The organism is Syntrophaceticus schinkii (assembly GCF_000946815.1).
GTDB lineage: Bacteria > Bacillota > DSM-12270 > Thermacetogeniales > Thermacetogeniaceae > Syntrophaceticus > Syntrophaceticus schinkii.
Genome location: NZ_CDRZ01000168.1, coordinates 1 through 15962 on the forward strand (window position 1 = coordinate 1; position 15962 = coordinate 15962).

A 15962-nucleotide genomic window follows, 5' to 3' on the forward strand; every position below is an offset into this window, starting at 1 on the left:
CCAGGCATGATGGATTCTGTGTCCCTGTTTGATCACTGTATACCTGGTGGGTCAGTTCGTGAATTGAGGAGGACTTTGCGCAAGAACAAGTTTGAGGCTGTAGCACAGCGCATCCAACTGCGTTTCCATCTTACCGGGTTGACTGAGGAGGAATCTGCAGACTACATTCGGCATCAGATGAAGACAGCGGCGATGACCTCCCCTTTATTTTCCGATAGTGCTTTGCAGTTGATCTACTCAGCAACTCAGGGTATTCACCGATTGATAAATCATATTTGCACGTATGCCCTCTACGATGCACAGCAAAGGGGCAGTGGATGTGGTTGAGGACTAAAGAGTATCGGGCGTATTCTTGCTGATATGGAAAGGCAGCGTGGCGACAGCGGGGTAAGGTAATTAAAGGGTAAGGATCCTCTCAGTATCCATGACAGGTTTGGTTTGGGTGCTGGGGGGATCTCTACATTATCCACACTATGCACACTGACTGGCATTATCTAGCTAGACTTTGATTGGCACCTGAATTCTCAACTTTATGGCAGACTGTCGCTATAATTCTTCCGTTATTGGCGGTGAGAATTGCAGCGTCAAATTGAGTGAGAGGCAACACCAGAGCCAGGAAACCTGCCTTGTTTTATAATAACCTTTACTGCCTACGTGGATAGGAAGTGGATACCCCATTACCCCGTCATGGCAGGCGGGGTATTTTTATTGGTATTGTTTGTGACTGTATTTGTGACTGTAATGGCTGCTGCATTTTTATTATTTTGGAGGTGGAATTTTGCAGAATAAAAAAAAGATTTGTTTATCCATTTACAGCACTTTTAGGACAGGAAAAGATGAAGAAAGCCCTCCTGTTAAATGCTGTGAACCCCCGGCTGGGTGGTGTCCTCATCAGGGGAGAAAAGGGTACTGCCAAATCTACGGCGGTGCGTTCTATGGCTGCTCTGCTGCCTGAAATACCGGTGATAGCAGGGTGTTCCTACCAGTGTGACCCCTTTCAGCCCAGGAAGCTCTGTATTAATTGTAGAGCTGCATACAACGGGGAAACCCCACCACTCATCTGGCGGCGGGTACAGGTTATTGATCTTCCAGTATCAGCGACCGAAGACCGTGTGGTGGGAAGTTTGGACTTTGAGTATGCGGTGAAGCATGGGGGGCGCCGCTTTGAACCCGGTCTGTTAGCCCGGGCGAACCGAGGGATCCTTTATGTGGATGAGGTCAATCTTCTGGATGATCACCTGGTGGATCTGCTGCTTGATGCTGCTGCATTAGGTGTCAATTTGATTGGAGAGGGAGGGGATCTCCTATAGCCACCCGGCAGAGTTTATCCTGGTGGGCACCATGAATCCGGAAGAAGGAGAACTGCGCCCTCAGCTGATTGACCGCTTTGGACTCTGTGTCCAGATTGAAGGTGAGACCGATCCAGAGATGAGGGTAGAGATTATTAAGCGCCGGGAGTCTTTTGACCAGGACCCCCTGGGGTTTTTAGAAGAGTGGGGTGAAGAAGAAGAAAGAGTGCGCCAGGAAATCATTAGTGCTCGTGACCTGCTTGCAGAGGTCACCATGGCACCAGAATTGGAAGAGCTGGTTATCCAAATCTGCACCCAGGCACTGGTGGCAGGCCACAGAGCGGATCTGGTGATGACTGCCTGTGCCCGCACCTTGGCTGCCTTTTACGGAAGGCGAGAAGTGAGTGAGAGTGATGTTCACGAGGCTGCGGAATATGTTCTTCCCCACCGCATGCGTGAGGCACCCCCTCCACCACAGGAACCAGAACCCCCGGAACCAGAAGAACCTGATGAGCCAGAGGAACAGGAAGAAGAACAGGAGCAAGAGGAACAAGAACAAGAACAAGAACAGGAACAGCAGCAGCCCCCTGAGCATGCAAGAGGATGATCAGGAAGAACAGGATCAGCCCCCTCAGAAAGCACCCCCTCAGGGTACACCGGAGATCGTCTTTGCTGTAGGTGAGCCCTTCCCGGTACGCCGGATCAGCTATAAGGTCAAAGGGATCCTGCGCAGGGGTTCCGGGCGGAGATCCCGCGGCCAGACAGCCACCAAATCGGGACGCTATGTGCGGAGCACCATGCGCTGGGAGAGGCAGGATCTGGCCTTTGATGCCACCCTCCGTGCAGCAGCACCTTACCAGAAGCGTCGCCAGCGGGATGGAGTTGCTGTTGTCATTGAACTTGGTGATCTGCGGGAAAAGGTGCGTGAAAAAAGGGTAGGCAACTTCCTCCTTTTTGTTGTCGATGCCAGCGGTTCCATGGGGGCACAGCAGCGGATGGTGGAAGCCAAAGGAGCCGTCCTATCGCTGCTTTTGGATGCTTATCAAAAGCGGGACAGAGTAGGCATGGTGGCCTTCCGCGGAGAACAGGCGGAGGTTATTCTTCCCCCCACCAACAGTGTGGAGCGCGCCCAAAAACTCCTGGAAGAACTTCCGACTGGTGGCAGGACACCCCTCTCCGCGGGGCTTATCAAATCATATGAGGTGGCCAAGGCCCATCTCTTTAAAGACCCCGATATCAGGCCGCTGCTGATCATTATCTCCGATGGTAAAGCCAATGTAAGTTTAGGTGAGGAGCGGCCATTAGCAGAAGCCACCCGTGCCGCAGAGATAATCAAAGACGAAGAGCGCATCAAAAGCCTTGTTGTAGATGTGGAGAACAGCGGTTTCCTCTCGTTCGGCCTTGCCCAACAGCTGGCTGAGGTGATGGATGCAGAGTACTATAAACTGGACGACCTCAAGGCAGATCGCCTTGTCGAAGCTGTACACGGCGTCCTGGACGCGTGACAAGCGTGAAACGGGACGCTCCTTTTGTCACGTTTTTGTGGGGCCGACTTTTCCGACTTTTTCAAAGATTAGATGGGGACGCGTTTGCCGTAATAGACTGGCGAGAGGTTTGTATAAACGAGTGATGCTCGCTGAATCATCGGAGACTGGGACACGCCAGACACAAACAACAATCTGTATAAACGAGTGATGCCGTATGATCAATGGCTATTTCCTATGAGTATGAAATCAGAGGCACTACGTACTCCGGGAATTCCAATAAAATATTAAGCAAAAAGAGAAAGGGTTGGTAATTATGGAACAAACAATAGAACAGACTGTAAGGTACATTTACCCCTTTACAGCACTTGTGGGACAGGAGGGCATGAAGCTTGCCCTGATTCTCAATGCCATTAATCCAAAGCTGGCCGGCGTTTTAATCCGCGGAGAAAAAGGCACAGCCAAATCTACAGCGGTGCGAGCCCTGGCGGCCTTGCTACCTGATAACCAGGTAGTGGTCGATTGCCCCTTTGGATGTGACCCAGAGGATGTTACCACCATGTGCAGTTCTTGCAGAGAGCAGTTGCAGAGCAGTAAAGATCTGGACAAGACAAAACGCAAGATGCGAGTTGTTGAACTGCCCGTTTCCGCCACTGAGGACCGTGTGGTAGGAACCCTGGACCTGGAAGAGGCCATCAAAAAAGGGGAAAAGCGCTTTGAGCCCGGAGTCCTGGCAGAAGCCAACCGCGGTATCCTTTATGTGGATGAGGTCAACCTGCTGGATGACCATATAGTTGACGTTTTATTGGATTCAGCCGCAATGGGTGTCAATACAGTGGAGCGGGAGGGAGTATCCTTTACACATCCCGCAAACTTTATGCTTGTGGGAACCATGAACCCCGAAGAAGGGGAACTAAGGCCACAACTCTTAGACCGCTTTGGCTTGTGTGTACAGATTGAGGGGATCCTTGACCCTGACCAGCGGGTGGAGGTGATCCGCAGAAGAGTTGCCTTTGAGGAAGACCCTGCCGGATTCTGCGAGGATTGGGAACCGGAACAGGAAAAACTCCGGCAGCAGATAATAGCAGCTAAAAAAGCCCTGCCCAAGGTGCAGGTATCTGACAGGATGCTCTACCTAATCGCAGAAATAGCTGTAGAAATGGGAGTGGACGGCCACCGCGCCGATCTGATCATGATGAAGGCAGCAAAAACTATGGCTGCTCTCCAGGGACGGGATGAAGTCAGTGAAGAAGATATCCGTGCTACAGCAGATCTGGCTCTCATGCACAGGATGCGCCGCAAACCCTTCCAGGATCTTGATCTGGATCAGCAGAAGCTTGAAGACATCATGGGAGGTCACAGCCATCCACATGCTCATAAACATACCCAGTAAATGCATGTAGGATAATGAACGAAAATAGTGATCTGCCAAGCAGTGAACTTTGACAAGATTAAAACATCGGAAGTCAGCATGTCGACCAGTACCGGAAATAGGGAGTGTTCCTTTTGATTGAAATAAGTGGTCTCTGCAAGTACTACAAAGAGGTCAAAGCTGTCGATCACATGGATTTGAATGTGAAACCGGGAGAAATATTCGGCCTGCTGGGGCCAAATGGAGCAGGAAAGACAACCACAATACGAATCCTTATCACATTAGCGCGCCCAACAGCAGGAAGAGTCTGTATCAATGGCAAGGAGGTGTCCCGTAAAAAAGCACAGGTCAAAAAAGAAATCGGTATTGTTTCACAAACAGAAAATCTTGATGTAGAGATGACAGCTCGAGAGAACATGGAATTACACGGACGCCTCTTTAAGATTCCTGCCCAGGAGCGTTGCGCCCAGATCGAAGAGCTTCTTGCTTTTGTGGATTTGACGGAACGTGCGGATACAGCCGTAGGGCGTTTCTCCGGTGGTATGAAGAGAAGGTTGATGATTGCCCGTGCTTTAATGCATAAACCGCGGATCCTTTTCTTGGATGAGCCGACTGTGGGCCTGGATCCCCAGGTGCGCCGTAAGATCTGGGATCTGATCAGGAGACTCAATGGACAGGGGATTACGGTACTTTTGACCACCCACTATATCGAAGAAGCAGAACTGCTCTGCCACCGTGTGGGAATCATGAACAAGGGCAAATTGATTGCTCTGGGAACACCGGAGGAATTAAAGAAGAAAGTGGGCAAGGTTGTTGTGGAGGTGCCCAACCATAATGAAACTGAGTACCATGTATTCGAAGAGAGGGGAGAGGCACTCCAGTATGCCGCAGCAATGAAGCATGATGTAGTGATCAGAGAAAGCAACCTGGAAGATGTTTTCGTGGAACTAACCGGGCGCAAGGTGGGTGATTGAGATGATTTATGATACATACACAGTTTTTTGGCGGGAAATGGTGCTGCTGCGGAAGAAATTCAAGAGCTTTTTTGCAGGTAGTATGGTCAGCCCACTGCTTTACCTGCTCTCTTTTGGCTGTGGGTTGGGAGGAATATCCAGTTCGGCAGCACAAGCTACCTGGATTTTGTGGTACCCGGCATTGTGGCTTGAGTGCCATGAATGCCAGCTACAATGCCACAGGTGTTTCCCTTAATGTCAGCAGGCTTTATCATAAAACACTTGAGGAATTTCTGGCGGCTCCGATCAGTGTTTCCTCATTGGTGCTGGGGAACATTTTCAGCGGCTGCTTCCGCGGCCTGTTTTCTTCGGGGCTCATCATTATCTTTTCCTATTTTTTTGGAGCAAATTTGCACCTTAATGGGTGGTTCTTTCTTTCTCTGCTTCTGACATGTTTTTTATTCGCCACATTGGGATTGGTGGCAGCGATGGTGGTTAGTTCTCATGAAGGCATGTCACGTTTTTCGACCTTTGTAATTCTTCCCATGACTTTTTTATGTGGGACGTTTTTCAGAGTGGAAAAATATCCTGATGTTATTGCATATTTTGTACAAATATTGCCCCTTACTCATTCCGCTGTTTCCCTAAGAGCTATAGCGTTGAATACCGGATTCCCTCTGGTTTCCATGCTGGTTCTGGCAGCTTATGCTGTAGCATTGTTTGCTCTGGGGTTGTGGGTGACTTATCGGGTGGAATAAAAAAAACGCCCAGGCAACAGCAAACACATCTCTTTCGTGGTTGTGGGTGACTTATCGGGTGGATTGGTATTATGGAATAAAGGCCAGACGAGTAACTGCAGCTGTCATTAAGCCAATCGGACTGACTTTTTTGGGAAATAAGGCTAGACCGCCAGGGCGGATTCTTTAATGTTTGCCAATTGAATAATATAACAAAACAGGGTATTGCCTCCCGTTACGAACGGGAGGCTGAAAAGGGAAGTCCGGTGAAAATCCGGCGCGGTCCCGCCACTGTGATGGGGATTTGCCTTTGACAAAATGCCACTGTTCCAGCAAGTGTTGGGATGGGAAGGCGTAAGGCAGAAATGAACCAGAGCCAGGAGACCTGCCTTGTTTTGATCTTCAAACTTGCCTACGCGGATAGGAAGGATGTACCCCGCTTGCAGCAAGGCGGGGTTTTTTGATTAGCAATAGTGTTGTTGATCTGCTGTTAGTATCTCTAAAAAGGTGAGTCAGGCAAAGAAATGTGGTTGGTATGTAACCCATTTAGACGTTTCCGAATGGCTGTATTAATTATTAAGAAGGGGTATTCACAATTTGCATAGCAGTGAAGAGGCTGTGAGTTGCTAAAAGGAAAGGATGATCTAATGATGGGAGTGCTTCAAACCAAGGAATTGGCTGTGGGGTATGGCAGTAGAACGGTTGTTGACGGTGTTAACCTGGAAGCATTAAAAGGGCAGTTTATTTGCCTTCTAGGGCCAAATGGTTCCGGCAAATCTACCATTTTACGCTGTTTGGCCGGGCTGCTCTCTCCGCTAAAAGGATCAGTATATCTTAAAGGTGATGTTTTATACCGCCTGGAGCCGAAAGATTTATCCAGAATTATGGCTGTGGTTTTAACAGAACGCCTTTCTCCGGGTTTGGTTACAGTATTTGATATTGCCGCCATGGGCCGGTACCCTTACACAAACTTTTTCGGGCACTTTTCCGAGGAAGATACGCAGAAAACTTGGGAAGCCTTGCATCTTGTCAATGCACATGAATTAGCGGATAGATACTTCAGTGAACTAAGCGATGGAGAAAAACAAAAAGTGCTGCTTGCTCGGGCCCTGGTACAGGAGCCGGAAGTGATCGTTTTGGATGAACCGACAACTCATCTAGATGTGAAACACCGTGTGGAGGTCATGGAGATCTTACGGCAGCTCACCAAAGAAAAAGGCATTACCGTAATCCTCTCCTTACATGAAATTGATTTAGCTTTAAAAAGCTGCGAAACAGCGCTTCTGGTTAAAAACGGGAAAATACTTGCTTATGGACCCCCGGAAGCAATTCTGGATGAGGAAATGGTTGCCGATCTATATGATATTGAATCTGCACACTTCAGCCTCTCCCTGGGTGGTATGGAGTTGATCAACAGCGGGGGCCCACGGTCTATGTGCTGGGTGGTGCCGGCAGCGGTGCTCCTCTCTACCGTTTTCTGAATAAATGCGGATTTAGTATTATGACCGGTGTGCTTCATGAAAACGACATTGACTATCATGTAGGGAAAGCTTTAGGGGCACGGGTTATTGGAGAAAAGGCATTTGAAGAAATCAGTGATCAGTCCTTTAATAAGGCAGTTTTGTTAAGCCAACAGGTTCCCTACATTGTCGAATCCGGTTACCCTGTAGGTTAGCTTCTTTTAACAGGCGTAATGTGGATCTGACAAGGCATCTCCTTGCATACGATAAGGTTATCTATAGTTTGCGCAGCAGTGAAGAAGCAGGGATGTTATATGGGAAGGACAGTGCCAAAATGGTTTTTTGCCCTAATTACAGTAACCTGCTGAAAAAGCTTAAAAATATATCCCATGATGAAGCAGGCCATGATCAAACAATAGGAAAAACCATGAAAAGGGCAAATATGGTGGGATAGAAACAGATGAGCTGTTGAGGAGCATATTGAGAGATGAGGGATGGGTTTTGAAAAAATATACTATAGCTGCTATTGGTTTGGATGCCGAAGAATACGATTTAACCAAAGTAGATGAAAATAAGTTCATCTACCTTGAATTTTTCCCAAACACACTTTTAGATGCAGAAAAAGAAAGAAATAAAATACTGGAATTTGTTAAGCAAAAAGCTGATGCTGTAATTTTCAAGGAGCGCGCCCTGAAGGTAGAGCGGGAAAAATTCTATCAACAACTGAAAGATGAAACTGGGGCAATCCCCATCATACCCATCGGTACTGAAGTGATCGAAGCCGGCATCTACAATATTGAACTGACAAGTGTTCAGGAAATAAATCGCTACTTTTTTTATGGTGGGTTAAAAAATATCACCAATGCTTTGCTCTATATTGCAGCCAATGTATTGGGAATTGATGATCTTCCTTCAGCGGAAAAACCCGAGCCGGTAGCTTTTGAAGGGATTTTTCATCCTGATTCAGAAACGGTCTTTTCCTCCTGGGATGATTATTCAAATTGGTATCAAGGTCGTTCCAACTACGGCAGCGGTCAGTGGGTAGGGTTGCTGACGCATCGCAGCAACTGGGTTACAAACAACCTGGAAGTGGAAACAGCATTGATCAGAGAGTTGGAAAAGTTGGGCATCAGAGTAGTGCCGGTCTTTAGCTATGGTACAGCAGAACCGGAATTGAATACTAAAGATTTTGATGGTATTGTGGATGCTTATTTTTCCAGTGATGATCACAGATTAGTTATCGATGCCTTGATCAACCTCCAAGTATTTATCTTAAGAAGTGATACTTCAGGTCAAAACATATTTGAACAAGTGGTCAGCAAAATGAAGCAGTTAGATATTCCAGTATTTAAACCGATAGTCAGTTTCGGCAGCAAAGAAAGATGGGAAGAAAGCCAGCAGGGTCTGATGCTGGAAATACCGTGGTCTTTCACGGTACCTGAAGTTCAAGGCATGATTGAACCCTTGATCATTGGTTATAGAGATAAAGAGGGTAAGGCCTGCTTTCTTCCGGACAGAGTGATTAAATTTACGCGGAGGGTTGAGAAATGGCTTGCCTTAAGACGCACCCAGAACAAGGATAAAAGACTGGCAATTTTTCTGCATAATGCCCCTTGCTCAGGGGTGGAAGCCACGATCGGCATGGGAGCCGGCCTGGATGTTTTTACCACTGTTGTTAACATAATAAACGAATTGAAGAAGTCCGGCTGGGTGGTAGAAAACATCCCGGCGGAGGGCAGTGAACTGCATCAATTGATCATGGAGAGGAAGGCTTTTGCTGATTTTCGCTGGACTTCAGTTGAAGAGGTAGTTGACAGTGGCGGCTGTCTTTATCAGATGCCATTGGATGTCTACTACCCTTTCTATGAACAACTTGACCCCCAGTGCCAGGAAGATCTGGAGAAGACATGGGGCCCACCACCGGGAGAAGGCATGGTTTATCAGAAGCATTTAATCATCACTGGAATCAACTTCGGTAATGTAAGTGTGTTGGTTCAGCCTAAGCGAGGATGTTATGGGGCTAAATGTACCGGGGAAGTCTGTAAGATGCTGCAGGACACCCATTGTCCACCCCCACACCAGTACCTGGCCACTTACAGATATGTGGAAGAGGTCTTTAAAGCTCATGCCGTCTTACATGTAGGCACCCACGGCAATTTGGAGTTTTTACCGGGCAAATCAAATGCCCTCTCCAGAAGGTGCTACCCTGATCTGGTGCTTGGTGCTCTTCCGAATTTCTATGTATACAATGCCGGAGTTGGGACAGAAGGCATACTGGCCAAAAGAAGGACTAATGCTGTGATTGTGGACCACTTGCCACCCATATATGGGGTGCAAAACACAGGAGTGCTGCAGCTGGTTAATCTGATCGATAACTACCTTGAAGCGGTAAATTTCAAAAGTGATCAAGTTCATGCATTGGAAGCTTTAGTCCGGGAGCAACTCCCCCAGATACCTGGAGCACAGACGGTAGTTGATAGGTCAGAGACCTTTTTTAATGGGCTTATAGAGTTAAAAAACTCCCTGGTCCAGTCAGTTTGTAATCCCAAGTGTGAAAAGCTCCATGTTTTCGGAAGTGAAAAAACGGAGGAAGAGATTCTCTGGTATATCAAAGAAGTAGTGCAGTCTGATGTCAAATTAATGACGAGGTTAAGAGACAGGTGGCAGGAAGATTACGATTTACACCGGTTTTTGATTGAATTTATCATGCAGGTCATTTCTAATCAAGAACAAGATGCCCTAAGCATTATTCAAGAAATTGATCGACATGTTTTAGATGTTGAATTAAAAGAAATATTGATTGACTTGGCAGTAGAGGTTCGTGAAGTTTACAGTAAATTGGCGATGACACCGGTAGAAATGGATAACCTGCTTCATGCCCTTAATGGGGGGTACATCCTCCCAGGGCCATCTGGCATGCCTGATGATAACGGAAAAAATATCATCCCCACGGGTAGAAATCTTTATCTGATGGATATTGAAAAGGTACCGACAAAAGCTGCCTGGGAGGTAGGGTGTCAGGCTGCTGAAGAGCTTATAGATTTATATATGACAGAGGAATGCCACTACCCTGAAAAAATCGCGATGAATATGCTCTCTTTGGATATTTCCAGAACCAAGGGGGAGCAGCTTTCACAAGTCTTATATCTGATGGGCATCAAGCCGGTGTGGGATGGGAATGGCAAAGTAATTGGACTGGAGGTAATCTCTCTTGAAAAATTAAACAGGCCGAGAATTGATGTAACTATCAGGATTACAGGGGTGCTTCGGGATAGTTATCCGCAAGCGGTGGAACTGATTGACAGCGCAGTAAATATGGCAGCAGGTTTATCTGAGCCGAATGATTTGAACTTTATTAAAAAACACACCTGCCAATTGGCTGAAGTGCTCAAAGATGCAGGTAAGGGCAGCGAATTGCGGCGGCGTTCTACAATGCGTATTTTTGGTGACCGTCCAGGGACTTACGGTACTGGAGTGGATTTGGCATTGAAGGCCAGCGCTTGGAAGGATGAAACAGACTTAGCTAAGATTTTTGTTTATTTCTCCTCTTATGCCTATGGGAAATCATTACATGGCAATCCGGCCAAACGTGAATTCGTGGAAAATGTAAAGAATGCCCAAATTGCATATGATGTTTCGAATTCTAAAAGATACGATATCTTATCTTCCGGTTTTGGTGCCTCGGTGCAAGGGGGTTTTGGTTTAATCAGAAAGGTATTTAATGGTAAGGAATTAAAGCAATACCATGGTTCCAGAGAAAATCCTGAGCAGGTTAAAATCAGTCGTTTGGAAGATACACTGCAGGAAACACTTGATGAAAAGCTTTTGAATCCGCTCTGGATAGAGAGTGTGCAGGAAAAAGGTTACCATGGCGCTGCTGAACTGATGGAAAGGCTGCAGAATGTGTTTGACTGGCAGTGTTTAACCCAGGGCTTTGAAGATACTGCACTTGACCGGCTGGTGGATGAGTATGTCAATGACCCTGAAATGCGAAAGTGGTTTATTGAAAACAACCTTTTTGCTATCGAAGAAATAGCCAGGAGATTTTTAGAGCTTTATCAACGAGAGAAGTGGCAAGCGGATCCCGATGTCCTGGAAGAACTGAAGGGGAACTACCTGGAGTTGGAGGGAGAGTTAGAGGAACGGTTGGGTGATGTCAAGGGAGAGATTCAGGCAGGAAACATTGATGTGATCGGTGATGCAGATGTCAAGGAATGGCAGGATAAATTGCAAGAGGTAAGTGATTTGTTTGACGAATTGCAAAAACAGTGAAGTAGATAGCTTTCATTAATAAACAAAATATTATAGAGATTGGGCGCTGTCTCCCGTTAATCTAAGCGGGAGACATAGGGAAGTCCGGTGAAAATCCGGCGTGGTCCCGCCACTGTGATGGGGATTTATCTTACACGATGCCACTGGGGAAATCCGGGAAGGCGTAGGGTAAAAATGAACCCAAGCCAGGAAACCTGCCCTGTTTCTATGAACCAGACCTGCCCACGCGGATAGGAAGGTAGTTCTACCCCGTCCTGGCAGGCGGGGTTTTTTGTTTTTATATCATAAACCAGAGGGGAGAGCTTATGCAAAAAATGAAGGCTGATGGTGAAGTTAAAGTGGCTTTAATTCACGCTGCTATCGCCTGGAATGACAAGGAATATAACGTCAAAAAGCTGCTCTCTTTAAATGAAGAAGCAGCACGTAATGGGGCAAAAATCATTGTCAATCCCGAGCTGGCGGTTTCCGGTTACTCGTTTTCCAGTAAGTTTGAAATCGCTTCCCAGTTGGAAACCATTCCCGGCCCTGTTACAGATCAATTTTGTGAACTGGCCCAACGATATCAAGCTTATATTGCAATGGGAATGCCTGAATATGATCAAAAAACGGGTGTATCTTATAATGCCGCAGCTTTCATCGGTCCTGAAGGAAAAGTTTTAGGGCGCGCCCGGAAATTTGTTCCTGTCTTTAATGAAAACCTATGGTCAGCCAGAGGAAACTTACCCGTATTGGTTTGCGATACAGCATACGGAAAAGTAGGGGTGATCATCTGTGCCGATGTTTACTGGTATAAGCTCTCCCGGGTGGCTGCTTTGAAGGGAGCGGGGCTGTTGCTGGTTTTAACCACCTGGCCTCCCCTGTGCCATCCCCCGGAAAGACATTTGCGGGCGCGGGCGTTAGATAACGGGTTTTATCTCCTGGCATGCAACAGAACAGGAATAGACAAGAGCTTGGACTGCACCCAGGGACGGTCATTTGTGATCAGTTCCGACGGGTTAATCGAGGAAGAGATCCAGGCAGCAGATGACGCCATTTGCTATGGAGCTGTTCCTCTGCATAATGGTAAATTTGAGTCCACATCAATTCAGCAGCGGCTGGAGGCCAGGCGTCCAAAGTTCTATACAGATATCGCTTTGGATACATATACCTACTTTGATCCTGACGCCCTGCTGCAGCTTCCTGTACCAAAACCCTTTAATGCAGCTTCTCTTCAGTTTCGACCCTGTTCTTTACAGCCGGAAGAAAACCGGCAAAAAATGCTTTCTCTGCTTGATCAAGCAATGGAGATGGCAGAGGAGAGCAATCAGGAGTTAAAGCTCGTGGTGTTTCCAGAGCTTTCTACGACAGGTTTGCTCAGAGATCAGGATGAGGCTGCTCAAGTGGCTGAAGAAATTCCTGGTACCACTGTTGATCTATTAGTGCAAACAGCCAGGGAAAAGAAAGTGTATATAGTGTGGGGAATGGCAGAACGAGATGACAACTCATTTTATAACACTGCTGTTTTAATCGGCCCTGAAGGGGTACTGGGGAAATACCGCAAAATACACCTGACTGATCTAGACCAAAAATGGGCCAAGCCTGGAGAAAATGAATTTTTCAGCTGTGACCTGCCGTGTGCCAGAGTGGGACTGCTGTTTGGTCATGATTTGATGTTTCCGGAAAGTACTGAGTGTCTTGCTAAACGAGGTGTGGATCTGCTCTGTGTTCCGGCCTTCTGGACAGATAAAGAAAGTCAGTTTCTTGGGGATACCAGATCAGCAGAACAGCAGCTGCACCTTGTCATAACAAATCAATGGGGAGAGGATGGTGGTTATGGTGCTGTAGGTGGAAGTGCCATCTATAGTTACAGTCAGTCGCCGGAAAAAAGGCGGACATTAATTGCCGGTGATGAGGGGGATGAGATCAAGATATTGCTTTTAGATCCGCTGGAAACCAGGAAAAAGAAGTTTTTGGAATGGGTAGATTACGAAGTTTGTTGAACAAAAATAACTAATTGTGGGAGGTTTGATTCTGGATGTTCAATAAACAAAATAAGGCTTTCCTGATCATCGCTTTAATGCTGTCCCTGGTTTTACTTGCTGGCTGCAGCCAGGGGAAAACGGAAACAAAAACAGGTTCTGTTGATTTGAAATATGCTACAAAGTTTAAGATCGAAAATTTGGCTGATAACTGCAAAAAGGTTACCGATGGTAAAGGCAGAGAACTGCTTTTGGTTCCCCGTGGTCAAGAAGCACCTTCTGAGTACAAAGATCTGCCAGTAATTAATACACCTGTAGAGCGGGTAGTGGTGCTTTCCACAACCGATGCATCCCTCTTGAGGCCACTGGATGAATTAGGGAGCATCATTGGCACAAACACAGAAAAGGAAACATGGCAAATTGATGAGGTTAAAAAGGGGTTGGAGAGCGGAAAAATAGAGCTGGTTGGTTCCGGTTCCGGTCCTTTGGATTATGAAAAGATTTTAGCCTTAAAACCGGATCTTGTTTTTCTCAGTATAGGAGGCCCAATAACTGACGAGGCATTTCAGAAACTAGAGGAGCTAAAGATTCCAATGGTCGTAGATAACCATTGGTTGGAAGATCATCCCCTGGGAAGAATGGAGGCTGTGAAATTACTTGCTGCTTTTTATGATAAAGGGGAAAAAGCAGACAAAGTTTTTGATAATGCTGTGAAAAAGACAGAAGAAATTGCGAAAAAAGTAGCAGACGCAAAGCCGCAGCCGAAGGTTTTGTGGGGTCTTGTGTACCAGGGAAAAGTATATGTACCAGATGCTGATAGCTATGTGGCCAAAATGATTGAGATGGCCGGGGGTGATTATCTCTTCAAAGACAAAAAAGGAGAAGGTGCAATCACCCTTGAGGAGTTTTACGCACGGGGAAAAGATGCAGATGTTTTTATATATGACACACGCACCGGGATCACTTCCATCACAAAGATTACCGAACAGGGGAAGGTTTTGGCAGATCTAAAAACGATCAAGGAAGGGAATGTCTGGACCTTCCAACCCTGGTATTGGCAATCACTGGATAAAACTGATGAAATGATTGCGGATTTGGGTGCCATTTTCCACCCCGATATTTTTCCAGATACTGAACTGAAGCAGTTTTTGAAGGTTCCTAACTGATTAAAGAAGATGAAATAGATGAAAAATCTGCCGGGACATGATTATCAAATCATGTCCCGGTATGAGGTGAAAAAATGAATTCTCATGACAGCAAAATTAACACAGTACCTTTTTTATTTGTACTATTTGGAGTACTACTCATTTTATTCCTGATCTTAAACATCACCCTCGGTTCGGTCAAAATTCCTTTGGGAGAGATTTGGGAATCATTTATGCAGAGGGGAGATCCGGTTTTTCAAACCGTTATCATGCAAATTCGTTTCCCCCGTGCACTGGCCGCTGTTTTTGGGGGAGCAGCATTGGCTGTCAGTGGACTGCTGCTGCAGATTTTTTTCCGCAACCCCATTGCTGATCCATATGTCTTGGGGGTTTCCTCTGGGGCTACCCTGTTTGTTGCCATTGTGACGTTGACGGGATGTGCTATAGGAATAGATTCGGTTTCTCCTTTTTTATTAAGCTCTGCAGCCCTTGTCGGTGCCCTGGGGGTTGTTACCCTGGTTGTTTTCTTGGCTAACAAAGTAAAGAATGTGGTTACTTTGCTGGTGGTAGGATTGATGATCGGTTTCATGTGCAGTGCGGGAACCAGCTTTTTAATAGCATTTGCCGAGAAGGAACAGGTTCACAGTTTTGTGCTTTGGACTTTAGGCAGTTTCTCAGGCTTCTGCTGGGACCAGGTAGTGATCTTGGCGATAGGAGGGGGAGTTTTTCTTGCTGCATCCTATCTTTTGTGTAAACCACTCAACGCTTTGCTGTTGGGAGAGGATTATGCCCGAAGTATGGGGGTTAACATCAAGACACTAAGGTTTGTTATTGTTATGATCTCCAGTGTCCTCACTGCTTTAGTAACAGCTTTTGCAGGGCCGGTGGCCTTTATCGGTCTCGCTGGGCCTCACTTAGCGCGGCTGACACTTGGTACCTCTGACAACAAGGTTCTGATCCCGGCTGCTATTTTAATAGGGGCACTGGTCACTACTTTGTGTGACCTGGTGGCCAGGCTTGCTTTTTCTCCTGTGGAACTGCCGATCAGCGCTGTTACCTCTTTATTTGGTGCACCAATTGTCATATTCTTGCTCCTGAAAAGGAAGACGAGCCTATGAGTGTGATGCAAAGAAGGAATTGGCTGTGGACTATGAAAGCAGTAAGCTAGCAAGATTAAAACTCGCATGTAACGATATAATGTTCCTCAGTTTTAGTTAGATATAAGCTATGGGCTGTGAACGCAGGATAGCGATCTGATGGAACATCGAAAGCTGGCAAGATTAAATTCATAT

13 protein-coding genes, 1 pseudogene and 2 riboswitches are annotated in these 15962 nt (G+C 46.6%); all 14 genes and pseudogenes read left to right on the forward strand.

Features of this window, described 5'->3' with window-relative positions:
* Window positions 1-327 (forward strand): annotated as a pseudogene (locus SSCH_RS06860) (hypothetical protein); the annotation flags it as partial.
* A 443-nt stretch (window positions 328-770) separates the two neighbouring features.
* A complete protein-coding gene (locus SSCH_RS20120) occupies window positions 771-1310 on the forward strand; it encodes a magnesium chelatase ATPase subunit I (RefSeq protein ID WP_232294269.1) in 540 nt (179 codons plus the stop codon).
* A complete protein-coding gene (locus SSCH_RS20125) occupies window positions 1285-1896 on the forward strand; it encodes a magnesium chelatase ATPase subunit I (RefSeq protein WP_232294270.1) in 612 nt (203 codons plus the stop codon). The genes SSCH_RS20120 and SSCH_RS20125 overlap by 26 nt, the downstream gene beginning before the upstream one ends.
* On the forward strand, window positions 1799-2794 hold the full coding sequence (locus SSCH_RS19065) for a vWA domain-containing protein (RefSeq protein ID WP_232294271.1): 996 nt from the start codon (window positions 1799-1801) through the stop codon (window positions 2792-2794). The genes SSCH_RS20125 and SSCH_RS19065 overlap by 98 nt, the downstream gene beginning before the upstream one ends.
* Before the next feature lie 295 nt (window positions 2795-3089).
* Complete coding sequence (locus SSCH_RS06870) at window positions 3090-4166, forward strand: magnesium chelatase ATPase subunit I (protein WP_044664826.1); 1077 nt, start codon at window positions 3090-3092, stop codon at window positions 4164-4166.
* 104 nt (window positions 4167-4270) lie between these two features.
* Complete coding sequence (locus tag SSCH_RS06875) at window positions 4271-5119, forward strand: ABC transporter ATP-binding protein (protein WP_232294272.1); 849 nt, start codon at window positions 4271-4273, stop codon at window positions 5117-5119.
* A 71-nt stretch (window positions 5120-5190) separates the two neighbouring features.
* Window positions 5191-5856: an ABC transporter permease gene (locus tag SSCH_RS06880; protein WP_198142229.1), complete on the forward strand. Its 666-nt coding sequence runs from the start codon at window positions 5191-5193 to the stop codon at window positions 5854-5856.
* A gap of 182 nt (window positions 5857-6038) precedes the next feature.
* A riboswitch (cobalamin riboswitch) is annotated at window positions 6039-6242 on the forward strand.
* A gap of 216 nt (window positions 6243-6458) precedes the next feature.
* Window positions 6459-7316: an ABC transporter ATP-binding protein gene (locus tag SSCH_RS06885; protein ID WP_198142230.1), complete on the forward strand. Its 858-nt coding sequence runs from the start codon at window positions 6459-6461 to the stop codon at window positions 7314-7316.
* Between the two features lie 20 nt (window positions 7317-7336).
* Window positions 7337-7510 carry a hypothetical protein gene (locus tag SSCH_RS19070; RefSeq protein ID WP_198142231.1) on the forward strand — a complete coding sequence of 58 codons (174 nt, stop codon included), beginning with the start codon at window positions 7337-7339 and terminating at the stop codon, window positions 7508-7510.
* Window positions 7511-7530: 20 nt separating this feature from the next.
* Entirely contained in the window at window positions 7531-7749 is a 219-nt protein-coding gene (locus SSCH_RS19075) for a hypothetical protein (protein WP_198142232.1), read from the forward strand.
* Between the two features lie 47 nt (window positions 7750-7796).
* Window positions 7797-11567 (forward strand): cobaltochelatase subunit CobN, encoded by a 3771-nt coding sequence (locus tag SSCH_RS06890; protein WP_198142233.1) that lies wholly within the window; start codon window positions 7797-7799, stop codon window positions 11565-11567.
* Window positions 11568-11591: 24 nt separating this feature from the next.
* Window positions 11592-11783, forward strand: a riboswitch (cobalamin riboswitch).
* Between the two features lie 89 nt (window positions 11784-11872).
* Window positions 11873-13546, forward strand: a complete 1674-nt coding sequence (locus SSCH_RS06900; protein ID WP_084710997.1) for a carbon-nitrogen hydrolase family protein — start codon at window positions 11873-11875, stop codon at window positions 13544-13546.
* A gap of 35 nt (window positions 13547-13581) precedes the next feature.
* Complete coding sequence (locus tag SSCH_RS06905) at window positions 13582-14691, forward strand: ABC transporter substrate-binding protein (protein ID WP_044664829.1); 1110 nt, start codon at window positions 13582-13584, stop codon at window positions 14689-14691.
* Between the two features lie 74 nt (window positions 14692-14765).
* A complete protein-coding gene (locus SSCH_RS06910; protein WP_044664830.1) occupies window positions 14766-15788 on the forward strand; it encodes a FecCD family ABC transporter permease in 1023 nt (340 codons plus the stop codon).
* Window positions 15789-15962 lie beyond the last annotated feature (174 nt).

Excerpts from the sequence above, each read along its gene's own strand:
- SSCH_RS19065 (WP_232294271.1), top strand. The coding sequence starts at position 1,799 with ATGAGCCAGAGGAACAGGAAGAAGAACAGGAGCAAGAGGAACAAGAAC.
- SSCH_RS06870 (WP_044664826.1), top strand. The coding sequence starts at position 3,090 with ATGGAACAAACAATAGAACAGACTGTAAGGTACATTTACCCCTTTACA.
- SSCH_RS19070 (WP_198142231.1), top strand. The coding sequence starts at position 7,337 with ATGACCGGTGTGCTTCATGAAAACGACATTGACTATCATGTAGGGAAA.
- SSCH_RS06900 (WP_084710997.1), top strand. The coding sequence starts at position 11,873 with ATGCAAAAAATGAAGGCTGATGGTGAAGTTAAAGTGGCTTTAATTCAC.
- SSCH_RS06905 (WP_044664829.1), top strand. The coding sequence starts at position 13,582 with ATGTTCAATAAACAAAATAAGGCTTTCCTGATCATCGCTTTAATGCTG.
- SSCH_RS06910 (WP_044664830.1), top strand. The coding sequence starts at position 14,766 with ATGAATTCTCATGACAGCAAAATTAACACAGTACCTTTTTTATTTGTA.